The organism is Pseudomonas grandcourensis (assembly GCF_039909015.1).
GTDB lineage: Bacteria > Pseudomonadota > Gammaproteobacteria > Pseudomonadales > Pseudomonadaceae > Aquipseudomonas > Aquipseudomonas grandcourensis.
In genome coordinates, this window is sequence record NZ_CP150919.1 from 3,569,452 (window position 1) to 3,586,357 (window position 16,906).

Below are 16,906 nucleotides of genomic sequence, written 5' to 3' on the forward strand. Positions count from 1 at the left end.
CTACCTCTAAACGGGCTGAGTTGCCTTATCGAGCGCCGTACAACTGCCGTCATACTTATGCGACAATATGCTCAAAGTCCAACCTGAACCCCGCATTCATCGCTCAGCAGCTTGGCCACAGCGTCCAAATGTTGCTGACGACCTATGCGCGTTGGCTCAACTCAAGCTCAGACTGGGGGAGCTGGAAACGCTCCAGAGTGGTATCGAATCGATATCAGGCAAAAAACACCAGCTCTAAATCATTGATAGGTAAGGTAATTGATCTCCACAGCTAACATCACTATGCAGTTCGGCGCCAAGCCGCTCTTCGAAAACGTTTCGGTCAAGTTCAACGGTGGCAACCGTTACGGCCTGATCGGCGCCAACGGTTGCGGCAAGTCGACCTTCATGAAGATCCTCGGCGACGACCTCGAGCCGTCCGGTGGCCAGGTCATGCTGGAGCCGAACGTGCGCCTGGGTAAATTGCGCCAGGACCAGTTCGCCTACGAAGAATTCACCGTGATCGACACCGTGATCATGGGTCACGAAGAGCTGTGGAAGGTCAAGGCCGAGCGCGACCGCATCTATTCGCTGCCGGAAATGAGCGAAGAAGACGGCATGGCCGTGGCCGAACTGGAAACCGAATTCGCCGAAATGGACGGCTACACCGCCGAATCCCGCGCCGGCGAACTGCTGCTGGGCCTGGGTATTCCCCTGGAACAGCATTTCGGCCCGATGTCCGAAGTGGCTCCAGGCTGGAAACTGCGGGTATTGCTGGCCCAGGCATTGTTCTCCGATCCTGAAGTGCTGTTGCTCGACGAACCGACCAACCACCTGGACATCAACACCATTCGCTGGCTGGAAACGATCCTCAAGGCGCGCAACAGCACCATGATCATCATTTCCCACGACCGTCACTTCCTCAACAGCGTCTGCACCCACATGGCCGACCTGGACTACGGCGAGCTGCGTCTGTTCCCGGGCAACTACGACGAGTACATGACCGCGGCGACCCAGTCCCGCGAGCAACTGCTGTCGGATAACGCCAAGAAGAAAGCCCAGATCTCCGAACTGCAAACCTTCGTCAGCCGCTTCTCGGCAAACGCCTCGAAAGCCAAGCAGGCCACTTCCCGCGCCAAGCAGATCGACAAGATCCAGCTGGCCGAAGTCAAGCCTTCGAGCCGCGTGAGCCCGTTCATCCGCTTCGAACAGACCAAGAAGCTGCACCGCCAGGCCGTGACCATCGAGCAGATGTCCAAGGGCTTCGACGGCAAGACCCTGTTCAAGAACTTCAGTTTCACCGTCGAAGCCGGTGAGCGCGTGGCGATCATCGGCCCGAACGGTATCGGCAAGACCACCCTGCTGCGCACCCTGATGAGCGAGCTGGCCCCGGACGCCGGTTCCGTGAAGTGGACCGAAAGCGCGGAGCTGGGCTACTACGCCCAGGACCACTCCCATGACTTCGAAGACGACATCAGCCTGTTCGACTGGATGGGCCAGTGGACTCAGGGCGAGCAGATCATCCGTGGCACCCTGGGCCGCATGCTGTTCTCCAACGACGAGATCCTCAAGTCGGTCAAGGTCATCTCCGGTGGTGAGCAAGGCCGTATGCTGTTCGGCAAGCTGATCCTGCAAAAGCCGAACGTTCTGGTGATGGACGAACCGACCAACCACCTGGACATGGAATCCATCGAGGCGCTGAACCTGGCGTTGGAAAACTACCCGGGCACGCTGATCTTCGTCAGCCACGACCGTGAGTTCGTATCGTCCCTGGCCACCCGCATCATCGAGTTGAGCCCTAACGGCGTGACCGACTTCAGCGGCACCTATGACGACTACCTGCGCAGCCAGGGTGTGGTGTTCTAAGGCAGCTACAGGCCTTTAGCTGCAAGCTTCAAATGAAAAGCCCTGTCCGTGTGACGGGGCTTTTTGCATTTAGAGGCTGCGATCTTTTAATCGTTAGCCTGCTTTCTTTTATCCCTACGCCGCGCCATGATGCAGATCTCCCACCGCCGCCCGCGAACGAGCTCTCATGTCTGCGCAGCAAGCCGCCCCCCAAAGCTCCATGGCGATCACCCTGCAGATCGTCTCCATCGTTTTCTATACCTTCATTGCGTTCCTCTGCATAGGTTTGCCGATCGCGGTATTGCCGGGTTATGTCCACGAACAACTCGGGTTCAGCGCTATCGTGGCCGGGCTGACCATCGGCTCGCAATACCTCGCCACCCTGCTCAGCCGGCCCATGGCCGGGCGGATGTCCGACAGCGTCGGCACCAAGCGCGCAATCATCTATGGCTTGTCGGGAATTGTGCTCAGCGGCGTGCTGACCTGGCTGTCTTCCCTGCTGCAAGGCTTTCCCTTGCTCAGCCTGCTGATCCTGATCGCCGGGCGCCTGCTGCTGGGGATCGCCCAAGGGCTGATCGGCGTCGGCACCATCAGTTGGTGCATGGGCCAGGTGGGCGCCGAGCATACCGCGCGGTCGATTTCCTGGAACGGCATCGCGTCCTATGGCGCGATTGCCATTGGTGCGCCGCTGGGTGTGGTCATGGTGCAACAACTCGGCTTCGCCAGCCTGGGCATTGCCCTGTCGCTGCTGGCCTTGGCTGCACTGGTGCTGATTCGCAACAAGCCTTCGGTGCCGGTGGTGCGCGGTGAGCGTTTACCGTTCTGGGCGGTGTTCGGGCGCATTGCGCCGTTTGGCGCAAGCCTGAGCCTGGCGTCTATCGGCTACGGCACCCTGACGACCTTTATCACCCTGTATTACGGCAATCGCGGCTGGACTGGTGCGGCCTACTGCCTGACGGTGTTCGGCGTGTGTTTTATTCTGTCGCGACTGCTGTTCATATCCGCCATCAGTCGTTTCGGCGGGTTCACGTCGGCCATTGCCTGCATGTGCATTGAGACGGTTGGCCTTGTACTGCTGTGGCTGGCACCGTCGACCGGGTACGCGCTTATTGGCGCCGGCCTGACTGGCTTCGGCCTTTCCCTGGTGTACCCGGCGCTGGGTGTCGAGGCCATCAAGCAGGTGCCCAACTCCAGCCGCGGTGCGGGCCTGAGTGCTTATGCGGTATTTTTCGACCTGGCGCTGGCCATCGCCGGCCCGTTGATGGGCGCAGTGGCGTTGAACCTGGGCTATGCGTGGATTTTCTTCAGTGCCGCGTTGTTGTCGGTGACGGGCCTGGGGCTGACTTTATTGCTGGCACGTAAATCCGCGAGCGCAACGAATTAAAGACACATCAAAAAGAAACAACAACCAATGCGTTTCAACTTACAACAAAGATTAAACACTCCGAACAGATTAATTCAAAGTGCTATCGTTGTTTAAATTATTGATAGAGGCAGAATCGCATGCGCTGAACTCACTTTAATTATAAAAGCAGGAGAACTAACATGCGTCTATTACCGCTGCCCCTTCTCGTTCCGCCTCTGTTGATTTCCCTTTACTCCAACGCACATGCGCAAGAGTCAGTACAGCAAATCTGTCACAACGGTGTCTGCTATGACATCAGCGGCCCCGGCGATGAGTGCTGCCCGTTCAGTATCGAGCAACTGAAGAGCAACACTCAGCGTCCGGAAAACCCGACAGAAGACCTTGCGAACAGTAAGGTATCACATTCAATTACAAACAAGACGACCACCCCGCTATAGGTTTGACCGTCCAAAAATCAGAAGTCCTATCCATATAAAGTGCCTGCTGAGCGCAGGTACTTTCCAGCTTTGAAAAAATCAGTCTCATTGTTTTTAAATCGGTTTTCGAACCATCTTCCCGAATTCAAACATGGGAAGATATTTTGCCGACAAGTCATTGAAAGCAGTGATCGCCGATCACAAGTTTACTGATCGGCAGTCTGCATCCCGGCCCGGGTCGCCCTGCCCAGGGTGCGCGAGAAGAACCTTCCGGCTTCAGAGCTCAGATTGCGGTGTATGTCTTGCCGATCGACACCGTCGGCATCGGTGCACAGCGCCGGCATGATCACGATCTGCTCGTCATTGCACGGTGCCATGAAAACGAAGTGCCCTGCCCCGGCCAGTAGCTTGAAGTCAGGCGCTGTCGGCAGTTTGCGCGCCAGTGCCGCGGCGTTCTTGTCGACAGCCACCAGCTTGTCGCCATCACCGCTGTAAAGCAGCACCGGCACATGCACATCAGCCAGGGTGTGGCGGCCGAACTTCAGGCTCAACGGCGCCATCAGCATCAAGGCGTGGACGCGAGGATCGGCCACCGGCTGCAAGTCGTCGCGGTCGACAATCAATTCGCCCTGGGTGTTGCAGGCATCGCGGTCATCCGGGCGCTCCTGACAGTATCGGCGCAGGCGATCCAGGTCCGGGGTCGCACCGGACAGAATCAATGCGGTCTCGCCACCGGCCGAATAGCCAATGACCCCCACCTGGTCGGCATTGACGAACGGCGACAGCATACGGTCGCCCAAGGTCGCGGTAATGGCTTCGGAAATCTGGATCGGCCGGCCGTACAGGTTACTCAAAGTACCGAGTCGGCTGTGGTCCCTGGAGTTGTCACCGGGGTGAATCACCGCCACCACGACAAAGCCTTTGCGCGCCAGTGACGTGGCAAGGTCGTGCAGGGCCAGGGGGGTGCCGGTGTTGCCGTGGGACAGCATCAGCATCGGGAACCGGCCGATGGCGACCTTGATGTCCTCCCCGGCTTCGACGGTGTAACCCTCGAGCTTGCTGGTGTGCTCCCGATCACTGGAAGGATAGAAGGCGATGGCGCGCATCGGCTGCAGGTCCAGCGGGTCGAGAAAAGTCATCTCATGGAAGCCGACGCTCCAGTGAGGATGCGGCGCAGGCGCGGCGTGCACTGTATTCAGGCTGCAGAGCAGGCAAATCAGTAAAGTTGCACAAAGACGCACCATGGGATGCCCCACCTTGTTACCGGACTTGAGACGTACACCCTGGACTGCATAAGTCGGGCCACAATCTGAAACGACCAGAAACAAAAAACTCCGTAGCTGGTACTTGCGTAACCAGAATACAGAGTTTTTTGGGCTTTACCTGAACGGTTGCTTACTTTTACGCAAGCCTTACGCAGCGGCGAACAACTGCTCGCTGATTTGTGCGTGGGCAGCACTCATGGCCTTGTTGCGCACGTCGTCACCGTAAGCCAGGCCTTCAGCGCGGACGATTTCGATGTCGGTGATGCCGATAAAACCGAACAGCAACTTCAAATACTCTTCGTGGGCAACACCGGTTGCCTGACCGGCGTGCATGCCGCCGGAGGTCGAAACGATCACGACTTTCTTGCCACCGCACAGGCCTTCAGGGCCGGCTTCGGTGTAACGGAAGGTCTGGCCGGCCACCGCGATGCGGTCGATCCAGGCTTTGAGTTGAGTCGGGATGGTGAAGTTGTACATCGGTGCGGCAATCACTACGGCATCGGCAGCCAGGAATTCGGCCAGGGTCGAGGCGCTCAGTTCGGCTTCGTGCTGTTGTGCGGCGTTGCGCAGTTCAGCGGTGGTGCCGGCGGCGACCAGGGTGGTAGCGGAGAAGTGGCTGATGGCGTCGGCGGCGAGGTCGCGGTAGGTCACCACGGCGGTTGGCTCGGCGGCTTGCCAGGCTTTGACGACTTCACCGCTCAACTGACGGGAAGCCGAGTTGTCGCCCAGGATGCTCGAATCGATATGCAGCAGTTTCATGTGGGATCTCCAAGTGAGGATCGCCCACAAGGGCGATCTGATGGGACTAATCCTACACACGAAACCAATAGCTGATTAGACAGTAACAATGCGATAGTTCGTCCCACAGATAGAACAATCGGACTCACATCATGCAAGACCTCAACGACCTGTATTACTTCGCCAAAGTCGTGGAAGCCGGGGGATTCGCGGCAGCCGGGCGTTTGCTGGGCATTCCCAAGTCCCGATTGTCACGGCGCATCGCCGAGCTGGAAGAACGCCTTGGCGCACGATTGCTGCAACGCACCACCCGACAGCTGAAGCTGACTGCCGTCGGCGAACGTTACCTCAGGCACTGCCAGGCGATGCTACTGGAGGCGGAAATGGCCGACGAGGCCGTGGCCAGCATGTCCAGCGAGCCCCGCGGGCGTTTACGAGTGTCCTGCCCGGTCGGGCTGGCCCACGAAATATTGCCGGGGGTGATCAGCGACTTTCTGGAACGCTTTCCGCAGGTCCAGCTGGAGGTGATGTTGCTCAACCGGCGGGTCGACCTGGTGAACGAAGGCATTGACGTGGCCCTGCGGGTACGGGAACTCGGCGACGAAGACCCGCTGCTGGTCACCCGCCGCCTGCGTCAGGCGCAGATGCTGATGGTCGCCAGTCCAGGCTTCCTCGTTGGCCGTGAGATCAACCATCCCGAGGACCTGAAAAGCCTGCCGGTGCTCGGCGCCCTGGAAGCCGACCGCATGGTGCACATCCGCATGCTGGATCAAAAAGGCAAAAGTTGTGAACTCGCGCTCGAAGCCCGGCTGGGCATCGATGACTTTATCGTGCGCAAGGCCAGCACCCTCTCGGGTCTCGGCTTTACGATGCTGCCCATGATGTATTGCGAACAGGAACTGGATAACGGCTCACTGGTGCAGTTGTTGCCCGACTGGTCGTTGCCCGGTGGCTGGCTGCAAGCGGTCTATCCTCATCGACGCGGAGTGATGCCGGCGGTACGTGCCTGGATTGATCATCTGGTCGAGTCATTCAATGCCTGTGGAGAACGAGTGTTATGAAAGCCGGACGGATGAGCGAAGAGGATGTCGCGAAATTCTGCCTTACCCTGCCCGGAGCGCGGGAAGACTATAAATGGGGAGGCGTGCGGGTATTTTCGATTGCCGGGAACAAGATGTTCGCCTTGCAGGGCCTGCGGGGTGATTCCCTGGCCTTCAAGGTCGACAAGGATCTGTTTCTCGGTCATTGCGACCGCCCGGGGATTCATCCGGCGCCTTATCTGGCGCGCGCCCAGTGGATCATCATGGAAACGCCCTACCCGCTCGGCAGCGAAGAACTACAGGGATTGCTGCGCCGTTCCCACCAATTGGTGGTCAGCAGACTGCCAAAGCGCACTCAAGTCGGATTGTTGCTTTAGGGCGTTCTTTATCAGAACAAGGCGAACAGGTGTGCGCCGAGGAACAGGTGATCGATCCAGAACACCTGGTGCATGAGCACGATGATCCAGAACACCAACTGGTACGAGACTTTGCGGGTTTTGTGCCGAAACGCTTGCTGGGCCAGCAAGGCACCAGGCCAGCCACCGGCGAACTCCAGCGCATGCAGGACATTCTCCGGCGTCCGCCATTGCTCGGCGCGGGCCTTGCGCTTGTCGCTCCAGTACAGAAAAAACGTCACGACGCTGCCGATGCCGTAGGCCGCCAGGGGAATCAACGACACCCCGTGCAGCCATGACGACACCGAACCCGACAGCGGCAACGCGCACAGGATTGCGAACACCAGCCACTTCAGCCGAGGATGGCGGATCTGTCCCCCGGGCTGGCGCCCGGGGTTATTGCGCGAGCTTGAGTCACTCACGGCTTGGCCGCGCTCCAGTCGACCCAGCCGAATTGCCAGGTCGCCAGGATGATCAGGCCGAACACAATGCGATACCAGGCAAACGCCGCATAGCTGTGGTTGGCGATGAACTTGAGCAGCCCACGGACCGCGATCATCGCGAAGACGAACGCTGTGATGAAGCCGATCGCGAACACCGGGAAATCCGCCGGGACAAACAGGTGGCGGTATTTATAGCCCGAGTACACCGCCGCGCCGACCATGGTCGGCATCGCCAGGAAGAACGAAAATTCGGTAGCGGTCTTGCGCGACAGGCCGAACAGTAACCCGCCGATAATCGTCGAGCCCGAACGCGAAGTGCCCGGAATCATCGCCAGGCACTGGGCGAAGCCGACTTTCAGGGCATCTTTCCAAGTGATGTCATCCACCGTTTCGGCGTGAACTTCATGCTGCCGGCGCTCGGCCCACAACATGATGAACCCGCCCACGACCAGCGCCGTTGCCACGGTGATCGGATTGAACAGGTACTTGTGGATCAGGTCGGCGAAGATCACGCCCAACACCACGGCCGGCAAGAACGCGATCAACAGGTTCGCGGTAAACCGCCGAGCGCCCGGCTGGGTCGGCAGGCCGATGACCACGTCGAAGATCTTGCGTCGAAACTCCCATACCACCGCCAGGATGGCACCCAACTGGATAATGATGTTGAACGCCATCGCCCGCTCGCCCCCGAAGTCGAGCAGGTCGGCCACGATGATCTGGTGGCCGGTACTGGAAATGGGCAGGAACTCGGTCAGTCCTTCTACAACCCCAAGAATCAATGCCTGAAAGGCGGTCCAAAGATCCATCAATCCCCCAAAAGGCTATGCGCGCCGGCATGCCCCGTCAGTATTTTTCAAAAGCTTGAATTGCGATCAGCGTAGCTGATTCCCCGCGCATCAAGGATCACCACAGAACCGTCAAAATCCTGTGAAAAAACAATCCTGATCCGGGTTTATCCGTGCGGGGCCGAAATCCTATCAGACAAGTCCGGTTGGCGCTGCCGCGTTTCGCGCGCCAATGAAGCACAGCCTGCTCCACGGGATTCCCGACGCCAATCCGGTTACAATCCGCCCCCTTTTCGCTTTTCCCAAGGAGCCTCCATGTCCGGGCTTGAACTGTTTGCCGCCGCCCTCGGTGTCATTGCCGTCTGGCTGACGGTCAAACAGAACCCCTGGTGCTGGCCCATCGGCCTGGTCATGGTGCTGCTCTATAGCTGGATCTTTTTTGAGGTGAAGCTGTATTCGGACATGTTGCTGCAAGTTGTCTATGCCGCCTTGCAGCTTTACGGCTGGTGGCAGTGGACGCGTGTTGGCGAAACGACCCATGGCCGCGATGTCAGTCGGCTCGATACCCGCTCCATGGCGTTGAGCCTCGCCATTGGCGCACTCGGCAGTCTGTTGCTGGGGGCGGCCATGGCCCACTGGACCGACGCGGCACAACCCTGGCTCGATGCAGCGCTCACCGGATTCAGCCTGGTGGCGCAGGTCTGGATGGCGCAAAAGCGTCTTCAGTGCTGGCCGCTGTGGATCGCGCTCGATATCATTTTCGTCGGGTTGTTCATCTATAAAGGCCTGTACCTGACCGCCACCCTGTACGGGTTGTTCACCGTTATTGCCGTGCTCGGCTGGCGTGAATGGCGCACCGATCCGGCGTTGCGCGCATGAAAATCCTGGTACTCACAGGCCCTGAATCCAGCGGTAAAAGCTGGCTGGCGGCCGAGCTGCAACAGCGTTTCGGCGGGGTTCTGGTCGAAGAATATGTACGCTGGTTCATCGAGCAGAATCCGCGGGACACCACCTTGGCCGACATTCCGGACATCGCCCGCGGTCAATTGGCATGGGAGGACGAAGCACGGGCGCAACGACCGTCTTTGCTCATCCTCGACACACACCTGCTGAGCAATATCCTCTGGAGCCAAACCCTGTTTGGCGACTGCCCCGCCTGGATCGAACAAGCGCTACTGGCCCGGCACTACGATCTACACTTACTGCTGTCGCCCGAAGACGTCGAATGGACGGATGACGGCCAGCGTTGCCAGCCCCGATTGAGCGAGCGCCAGGCATTTTTCGACCAGACCCTGGCCTGGCTGGAGCGCCACGCACAACCGGTTCAAGTACTGCACGGAGATTGGGCCGAACGCCGATTCCAGGCACTGGACGCCGTGACTCGATTGCTCGGTGCCTGACCGGCCTTTGGGGCAATTTCCCCACCTTCCCCCCTACCCCGAGGGAAAAGTGTCCGGTCCTGAAACACTCTCCCTGCCTTAAACCGCCCATTTCAGCGCCCCTCACCGTTTGATCATCGGATTGTTAAGGCATTGATACAACATCGCTGAAACCCTCGTTCCAGAGCGCTTTATCCGCATTTACGGTCTGCCTGCGCAGGGTTTCGTCTCACTTTTGAAACATTCTCGGCAAAGGGAATCCGGCCAGCATTCATAAGCCATTGAATTTACTAGACATTCAAAAACCGGCACAGCTTTCGCTCTCACCTTCATAAAGCCGACAAGGGTCAGCCCACATGAGAAGGTAACACCGTCGTGGGGATACTCAATAAACATGCCTTGACGTGCCTGCTGCTGATCGCGAGCGCTGCAGGCATGGTTTTCAGTTACGACGCTCTTGCCGAAGGCAACGGCGTCATCGTGCTTGATCGCTCCATTCACCCTACCCCAATCGGTCGCAGCGGCGGCAGAGATCCTAACCCCAACACCCTCAATACCAACCCATCGGCCCGCGTCATCGGCGAACTCAGCGACGCCGACATCGCCGGGGTCACCACCGGAACGGCCCTTAGCCACAGCAACGGGCAAAGCCTGGGTGGCCTGCAAGGCCTCAACGCCGTCACCAACCCCAACGGTATGCCCGGCATGTCCGTCGGCCACGGTGGTGGCAGTGGCAGCGCGATTTCCGGAACCATCAACCGCGCCATGAGCAGCGGCCTCGGCTCATTGGGCAAAATGGCGGGAGGTCAATGAGATGAGTCGATCCCTGCTGTTACTAGCCCTGCTCGGCTGCACCGGCGTGATGGCCGATTCGGGCGTCAGTTCGGTGAACACCGCCACCCTCCAGGATTCCGGTACTCAATACCGCGGCAACTTCAACATCAACCAGGCGGCTGGCGATCAACACCAGCAGGCCAACGTCCGCGCGATCGCCATTGACACCCAGGCCGGTGCGATCACCAGCGTCCAGCAGAAAATCACCACGCCTGCCAATCCGTCGATGGACGCGACGGCCACTATCGGCGGCGGCGCCTTCAGTAATGGCAACGGCGTACTGGGCGTCAACCAGGGCGCCGGGGCGAACAACCAGATGGCCAACGCCATGCGCGTCAGCATCAGCGCTGCACCGCAAGCCATCGACGATAGTGCCCTGTCTCAACAGAACGTGGCGTTGTTACCGAACTCGGGAGCAACTGGCACCCCAAATGGCAGTCGCCAGGTCGTGACAAGCGATCAGGCCTTCACCGGCAGCCTGGGCGTGATCCAAGTGAACCAGAGTGCCGGGGTGGGGAACCGAATGGCTAACACCCTTAGCATCCGGGTCGCTGACTGACCCCGATACAGTGCGATCAGGGAAGTCCCAACACTTGATCAACCAATGAGCACGGAGAAACACCATGAACCCGACAACTGCTCTCAAACCACTGGCTTTCGCTCTGGCAGCAGTGATGGCATTCGCGGCACAAGCAGCCGGTCTGGATGATCACGGGCAGGGCAGCGGCCAGGACAATGGACAAGGCAACAACCATCAGCCCAAAGGCCCGACGCTGGAGCAAATCATGCAGATAACAGCAGGTGCCGGGGCCGCCGTGCTGGACTCGCAGAAAAGCAAAGGCAGCAGCGCATTGAATCGGGACACCATGAACGACGCCAGAATCGACAACTCCCTCAACAACTCAAACGGCAACATGGGCGCCAACGTTGCAGCCGGTAACGGCAACCAGCAAGACAACGCCGCCGCCCTTGCCACGGCTGACGAAAGCTTCATCTTCGGCACTGCGGTCGCCGTCTCCAGCGCGACTCAGAAGAGCAACGGCAACACCGCCAGGAACTACTCAAACACCAACAACACAACGCTCAATAACGCAGGCAACAGCGGTTCCGGCAACATCGGCATCAACCTGACCACCGGCGACTTCAACCAACAGAAAAACAACCTGGCGATTGCCGTTTCAGGCGGTCGTGTAGCAGTAGCGGCGGCGGCAGCCAACCAAAGCACGTCCGGGCTGAACGTCGCCAACAACGCCCAAACGACAGATTTCGTAGCCGTGGGTGTATTGGGTCTGTCTGGCGTAACCACTCAACAAGTGATAACGCCAGAGGGCTGGAAACCCCCTGTCACCAACAATGCTTCGATAACGGGTTCGATGAACAGCTTCTCCGGCAACGGCGGAGCCAACGTATCGTCTGGTGTGGGCAACCAGCAAAGCAACTCGCTGTCCATCGCCGCGGGCTGCAAGTCTTGTCAGTAATCGCGATTGCAATGAAAGCCCCGGCGACGAGGCTTTCATTGCAGTCCCAAGGCGTATCGATCATGCGTAAGACTGTCCTTTTCGCCCTGCTCTGCCTGTCCGGCCTGACCCAGGCTGCACAGATGCCGGTTGCCGCCTTGCCGGGCGGCGTGCTGGTGTACAAGCACGTACAGAGTTTGCGCGAGCGCAAGTTCAGCGACATCGTCGAACAAAAGACCGATTTCAGCTGCGGCGCCGCCGCGCTGGCAACGATACTGCGCCAGGCCTATTGGCTCGACGTCGATGAGGAGCACATCATCAAGGGCATGCTGGCCACCGCAGACCAGGAGCTTGTGCGTACGCAGGGTTTTTCCATGCTGGACATGAAGCGCTACATTGAACGTATCGGCATGCGTGCCCGGGGCTACAGGATCCCGCCGGAAAGGCTCGAAGCCGTGACGATTCCGGTGGTGGTACTGATGGAAATTCGCGGCTACAAGCACTTCGTGGTGTTGCAGCGGGCGGACAAGAACTGGGTCTATATCGGCGACCCGGTACTCGGACACAAACGCTACTCTCATGATGACTTTGTCAAAGGCTGGAATGGCATTATCTTCGCTATCGTCGGTCCCGGTTACGACAAAACCAATGCGTTACGCAGTCCACCGGAACCGCTGACAGCCAAGAACAAGATGGATAACTTCAACCCGGTCAAAGATGCTGAATTGATGGATTTTGGCTTCATACAGAGCGACTTCTTTTAATCGCCAACAAGATGATCAGGGGGCAGGATGCTCCGGGAGCAGCAAATGAAAACCTCGTATTGGGTGGTCGCTGCCTGTCTGGCAGCGACCACTTCAGGTTTTGCTGAAGACTTCAGACCCATCGAAATCAAGGACCAGGAACTGGCCGAATTGCGTGGCCGGTATGTAATGCCGGGGCGGGTCATCAGCTTCGGTGTTGTCATGAGCAGTACCTGGCGCAATGCCAGTGGTGACCTGATCGGAGCCTCCAGCTCGATGCAGCTTCAAGCCGCAACGGTCAAACCCGAGTTCTATGTTTCAACCATCAAGCAATCCGGTCATGGCGGTTCGCCCAAATCGGGTAGCGGTCACGTGTCGGGGGGCGATGCGCTGAACACTTCCCGGGGCATAACCCAGGTCACACGGGCCGCAGGCGATGGCAACAGCGCAAACAACAACATCGCCATCAACGTCAAGGAGGCCAGCACGGCCCCTGCACTGGTGCCGAGCCAGGGCCAGGCGCTGATAGCCGGTCAAACCATTACCGGCAGCAATGCCGCAGGCAGTGTCGCCGTATCCGCGACCAGCGGTGGCGTTCAGATGGCCATTACCGCCAACAACAACCAGGGCACAAGCCTGCAACAAGTCGCCCAGGGCGGGTTGCTGCAAAACACCCGGTTGCTGGGCAGCAGCAATGTGGTCGACAACATGACTCAACTCAACGTAGTGCTCAACAATAATGGCCCGAGTGCAGGTGCATTGGACTTCAACCTCAATCAACTCGCTGCATTACGGACCATGGGGTATTGAACTACGCTGAGACTGGACCATTGGGCACAAATGGACGGTTTATTTCATGTACCGATCAGTAACACTGCGTGCAGTTGCATGCTTGAGTGCTCTACTACCAGCGGCTATGTTGCAGGCAGCAACTGACCCGGAAATGGAGGCTCTCAAGCAAGAGCTTCTGGAATTGAAACAACGATACGAAGTCCAGCAAAAAGCTCTGGCGGTGCTCGAACAACGGGTTCGCCAGGTCGAAGAGCAGCCCGCCTCGCCCCCTCCCAAACGACTGGCCAAGTCGCCCGCGGATCTCAAAGGCAATCCAGGGGTAGCCGCCGGGGGCAGCGGCAGTTCTTATGGACAATCGCTGGCCAGTGACTCGCAACCGGCGCAAAGCGTTTCGAACCTGTATGACGAGGCCAGCGGGTTCTTCGGCGGTGGCAAGTTCAGCGTCGAAACCGGGATAACCTACTCCCGATACGATACTCGCCAACTTGTCCTCAACGGTTTTCTCGCCCTGGACTCGATCTTCCTGGGCGCCATCAACCTGGACCGGATCAAGGCCGACACCTGGACGCTTGACCTCACCGGCCGCTACAACTTCAACAATCGCTGGCAGTTCGACCTGAACGTGCCAGTGGTCTACCGTCAGTCCACGTACCAGTCCGGCGGCGGCAATAACGGTACCGCAAACGTCACGACCGAAGACTCCGTCAAGCAAGACCCGACCATAGGCGACGTCAACTTCGGTATCGCCTACAAATTCCTCGACGAGTCGGTCAACACGCCGGATGCCGTGGTGACCTTGCGCGTCAAGGCCCCTACCGGTAAAGACCCGTTCGGCATCAAGCTGGTTCGGGTGGCCGATAACTCAAACCTGGCCGTGCCTGAATCCTTGCCTACCGGTAACGGTGTCTGGTCGGTTACGCCGGGGATCTCGCTGGTCAAGACGTTCGATCCGGCAGTGCTGTTCGGCAGCCTGTCCTACACCTACAACATGGAAGAGTCTTTCGACGACATCAGCTCCAACCCGGCGGTCAAGACACCGGGCAAAGTGCGCATTGGCGACAGCTTCCAGATTGGCGCCGGTATCGCGTTCGCCTTGAACGAAAAGATGAGCATGTCGTTTTCGGTCTCTGACCTTGTGCAACGTAAAAGCAAACTCAAGGAAGATGGCGGGGATTGGCAATCGGTGATCTCCAGCGATGCCAACGCCGGTTACTTCAACATCGGCATGACCATTGCGGCCACCGACAACCTGACCATCGTGCCCAACCTGTCCATCGGCATGACGGACGATGCCCCCGACTTCCAGTTCAGCCTGAAACTCCCTTACTACTTCTGATCCGAACAAAAACACCGCTGCAATTGCAATCGCAACGGTGTTTTGGATTGTGGCCGGGGTTCAGCGAATCTGGTGCTTGTGCAACAACCGGTAGAAGGTCGGTCGCGACACACCCAGTACTTTGGCGGCGACACTCAGGTTATCGCTGTGGCGATTCAATACATCGCACAACGCCTGGCGTTCGGCCCGGGACTTGTATTCTTCGAGGGTGCCCATCGGCGCGGCGATCCCATGCTGACTGATCAACCCCAGATCACGGGCCTCGATCTGCCGGCCTTCGGCCAACACCAACCCGCGACGAACGCGGTTGGCCAGTTCGCGAACATTACCTGGCCAGTCGTGTTTGCCCATGGCAATCAACGCGTCGTCGCTGAAACTGCGAGGGCGACGCCCGGTTTCATGGCTGTAGAAATGGGAGAAGTGGTTGGCCAGCACCGCCAGGTCGCCATGGCGCTCGCGCAGCGGAACGGTCGCCACTTGCAGTACGTTCAAGCGGTAATACAAGTCTTCGCGAAAGCGTTTCTTCTCGATGGCGGCTTCCAGGTCGACGTTCGTCGCCGCCAGTACCCGCACATCCACTGCAATCGGCTGACTGCCGCCGACCCGCTCGATGTGTTTTTCCTGGAGGAAGCGCAACAGGTTGGCCTGCAACTCCAGTGGCAGGTCACCGATCTCGTCGAGAAACAGCGTGCCACCGTTGGCGGCTTCAAACCGTCCGATCTTGCGTTGGTGCGCGCCGGTAAAGGCGCCTTTCTCATGGCCAAACAATTCGGACTGGATCAAGTGTTCAGGGATCGCCCCACAATTGATCGCGATAAAGGGTTTGCTGTGACGCTGGGACAGACGATGCAGGGTTCGTGCGACCAGTTCCTTGCCAGTGCCGCTTTCACCGCGAATCAATACAGGCGATTCGGTCGGAGCCAGTTTGCTCAGGAGTTTTCGCAGTTCACGGACAGGTTTGCTGTCGCCCAGCAATTCGTGCTCGGGCTGGTCAACATGCACGGTACCCTGCCCGCGCAACCGCGCCATGCCAAACGCCCGACCCAGTGTTACCTGAACCCGGTGCACGTCGAACGGCAAGGTATGAAAGTCAAAAAACCATTCACAGACGAAGTCACCGACATTTTGCAGTCGCAGTACTTCCTGATTGAGTACGGCTATCCACTCGGTGCCGCTGCGGCTGATCAGTTCCTTGACAGCCTCCGGGTGCTCAAGGTGCGAGGGCTGTAAGCGCAGCAAGCCTACGTCACAGGTTCGGTCAACGGCGTTCTCCAGCGTGCAGCTGTCAACGTCCCACCCGATATCGCGCAATCCAGGGAGCAGGCGATAGCAATCGTCACAGGGGTCAACCACTAACAAACGTCGTAAGGCAGGCGCATCGCTCATGACTGTTCCTTGGCGCCAAATTTACGAAATTTTATTAAAAACAGTCATTTGGCAGACCTGACTGTAACATTAGCAAGAATTTGACAGGCCCTTGTACTGTTTGACTATAGGGATGCGATAAAACCAGTTATAAGTTTCGATTATGTTAGTCACCTAACGACTCTTTCCTTTCATTCAGCTTTCAATGTCAGGCTCATTCTTGAGCCCGTGAAATAAAGTGGAAATTTCTTTTGATTGTGTGTGACCCGAACCCCGGTTGCGGGCATCAGTACAAGTAACCAGCTGAACGGTAAGCCCGACCGTCGGTCTATCACTTGATTGGGCATAAGAGAGAAAACCCTATGAACGCCCCGCTCCGTATCAACGAAGCACTTCTGATTGCCGACCGCGCATTTAAACCATTCAAATGCGTGGCCTGGGCTCCACAAGACGGTAATGGCGAACTTAGCCTGACCGTCATCGATCGCACCAGCACCAGCATTGGCCGCAAGCAGATCCCAAGCAGCGCCTATTCCGATCCCGCGCAACTCGAACAGCTGCTGGAACAGGCTCGCGCCGAATTGAGCGAGGAAGGTTACGCACTGCAATCGTGGTCGATGCCGCACTAATCGTTTTGCGGATTACTCCGGGGTAATCCGCGCCCTTTTCCTGTCTTTAGTTCGCAGATTTTTCTGGCCGTGCGCACTACTTGACACTGCTTAATTCGA

Annotated in this window: 18 protein-coding genes and 1 pseudogene; 14 read left to right on the forward strand and 5 right to left on the reverse strand. The window is 58.3% G+C overall.

Annotated features, from left to right (window positions below; translation table 11 throughout):
* Nucleotides 1–29: 29 nt before the first annotated feature.
* From AABM52_RS15905 to AABM52_RS15915, 3 genes and pseudogenes are all read left to right on the forward strand, one after another.
* Nucleotides 30–275, forward strand: a pseudogene (locus tag AABM52_RS15905) (hypothetical protein); the annotation flags it as partial.
* Complete coding sequence (locus AABM52_RS15910; RefSeq protein ID WP_347906710.1) at nt 259–1,845, forward strand: ABC-F family ATPase; 1,587 nt, start codon at nt 259–261, stop codon at nt 1,843–1,845. The pseudogene AABM52_RS15905 and the gene AABM52_RS15910, both read left to right, overlap by 17 nt.
* A gap of 166 nt (nt 1,846–2,011) precedes the next feature.
* Nucleotides 2,012–3,208 carry an MFS transporter gene (locus tag AABM52_RS15915; protein ID WP_347906711.1) on the forward strand — a complete coding sequence of 399 codons (1,197 nt, stop codon included), beginning with the start codon at nt 2,012–2,014 and terminating at the stop codon, nt 3,206–3,208.
* Nucleotides 3,209–3,812: 604 nt separating this feature from the next.
* Here AABM52_RS15915 and AABM52_RS15920 read toward each other — a convergent pair.
* Together AABM52_RS15920 and AABM52_RS15925 are read right to left on the reverse strand one after the other, a co-directional pair.
* Nucleotides 3,813–4,850 carry a dienelactone hydrolase gene (locus tag AABM52_RS15920; RefSeq protein ID WP_347906713.1) on the reverse strand — a complete coding sequence of 346 codons (1,038 nt, stop codon included), beginning with the start codon at nt 4,848–4,850 and terminating at the stop codon, nt 3,813–3,815.
* 168 nt (nt 4,851–5,018) lie between these two features.
* Nucleotides 5,019–5,630: an FMN-dependent NADH-azoreductase gene (locus AABM52_RS15925; protein WP_150757071.1), complete on the reverse strand. Its 612-nt coding sequence runs from the start codon at nt 5,628–5,630 to the stop codon at nt 5,019–5,021.
* Nucleotides 5,631–5,761: 131 nt separating this feature from the next.
* Here AABM52_RS15925 and AABM52_RS15930 point away from each other — a divergent pair, with 131 nt between their 5' ends.
* Complete coding sequence (locus AABM52_RS15930; RefSeq protein WP_347906716.1) at nt 5,762–6,670, forward strand: LysR substrate-binding domain-containing protein; 909 nt, start codon at nt 5,762–5,764, stop codon at nt 6,668–6,670.
* The gene (locus tag AABM52_RS15935; RefSeq protein WP_046042067.1) at nt 6,667–7,026 is read left to right on the forward strand and encodes an MmcQ/YjbR family DNA-binding protein; all 360 of its coding nucleotides are present in this window, start codon (nt 6,667–6,669) and stop codon (nt 7,024–7,026) included. Before AABM52_RS15930 ends, AABM52_RS15935 begins: the two co-directional genes overlap by 4 nt.
* A gap of 11 nt (nt 7,027–7,037) precedes the next feature.
* On the opposite strand, the gene AABM52_RS15940 is transcribed toward AABM52_RS15935, so the two are convergent.
* On the reverse strand, nt 7,038–7,466 hold the full coding sequence (locus tag AABM52_RS15940) for a DUF1294 domain-containing protein (RefSeq protein WP_347906718.1): 429 nt from the start codon (nt 7,464–7,466) through the stop codon (nt 7,038–7,040).
* The gene (locus AABM52_RS15945) at nt 7,463–8,293 is read right to left on the reverse strand and encodes an undecaprenyl-diphosphate phosphatase (RefSeq protein WP_347906720.1); all 831 of its coding nucleotides are present in this window, start codon (nt 8,291–8,293) and stop codon (nt 7,463–7,465) included. Before AABM52_RS15945 ends, AABM52_RS15940 begins: the two co-directional genes overlap by 4 nt.
* Before the next feature lie 294 nt (nt 8,294–8,587).
* On the opposite strand from AABM52_RS15945, the gene pnuC reads away from it, so the two are divergent.
* From pnuC to AABM52_RS15985, 8 genes are all read left to right on the forward strand, one after another.
* A complete protein-coding gene (gene pnuC / locus AABM52_RS15950) occupies nt 8,588–9,151 on the forward strand; it encodes a nicotinamide riboside transporter PnuC (protein ID WP_347906722.1) in 564 nt (187 codons plus the stop codon).
* Nucleotides 9,148–9,672, forward strand: a complete 525-nt coding sequence (locus AABM52_RS15955) for an AAA family ATPase (RefSeq protein WP_347906724.1) — start codon at nt 9,148–9,150, stop codon at nt 9,670–9,672. Before pnuC ends, AABM52_RS15955 begins: the two co-directional genes overlap by 4 nt.
* A 354-nt stretch (nt 9,673–10,026) precedes the next feature.
* A complete protein-coding gene (locus tag AABM52_RS15960) occupies nt 10,027–10,464 on the forward strand; it encodes a hypothetical protein (protein ID WP_347906725.1) in 438 nt (145 codons plus the stop codon).
* A 1-nt stretch (nt 10,465) separates the two neighbouring features.
* Nucleotides 10,466–11,044, forward strand: coding sequence for an adhesin (locus AABM52_RS15965; protein ID WP_347906727.1), 579 nt, complete (start codon nt 10,466–10,468; stop codon nt 11,042–11,044).
* Nucleotides 11,045–11,108: 64 nt separating this feature from the next.
* Nucleotides 11,109–11,963 carry a heme utilization protein gene (locus tag AABM52_RS15970; RefSeq protein WP_347906729.1) on the forward strand — a complete coding sequence of 285 codons (855 nt, stop codon included), beginning with the start codon at nt 11,109–11,111 and terminating at the stop codon, nt 11,961–11,963.
* 62 nt (nt 11,964–12,025) lie between these two features.
* The gene (locus tag AABM52_RS15975) at nt 12,026–12,706 is read left to right on the forward strand and encodes a C39 family peptidase (protein ID WP_347906731.1); all 681 of its coding nucleotides are present in this window, start codon (nt 12,026–12,028) and stop codon (nt 12,704–12,706) included.
* Nucleotides 12,707–12,751: 45 nt separating this feature from the next.
* Nucleotides 12,752–13,495, forward strand: a complete 744-nt coding sequence (locus AABM52_RS15980; RefSeq protein ID WP_347906732.1) for a hypothetical protein — start codon at nt 12,752–12,754, stop codon at nt 13,493–13,495.
* A 46-nt stretch (nt 13,496–13,541) separates the two neighbouring features.
* Complete coding sequence (locus AABM52_RS15985; RefSeq protein ID WP_347906734.1) at nt 13,542–14,813, forward strand: hypothetical protein; 1,272 nt, start codon at nt 13,542–13,544, stop codon at nt 14,811–14,813.
* A gap of 60 nt (nt 14,814–14,873) precedes the next feature.
* Here the strand turns inward: AABM52_RS15985 and AABM52_RS15990 are convergent, their stop codons facing one another.
* A complete protein-coding gene (locus AABM52_RS15990; protein ID WP_347906736.1) occupies nt 14,874–16,199 on the reverse strand; it encodes a sigma-54 dependent transcriptional regulator in 1,326 nt (441 codons plus the stop codon).
* Between the two features lie 341 nt (nt 16,200–16,540).
* Here AABM52_RS15990 and AABM52_RS15995 point away from each other — a divergent pair, with 341 nt between their 5' ends.
* Entirely contained in the window at nt 16,541–16,807 is a 267-nt protein-coding gene (locus AABM52_RS15995) for a hypothetical protein (protein WP_347906738.1), read from the forward strand.
* The last annotated feature ends 99 nt before the right edge of the window (nt 16,808–16,906 follow it).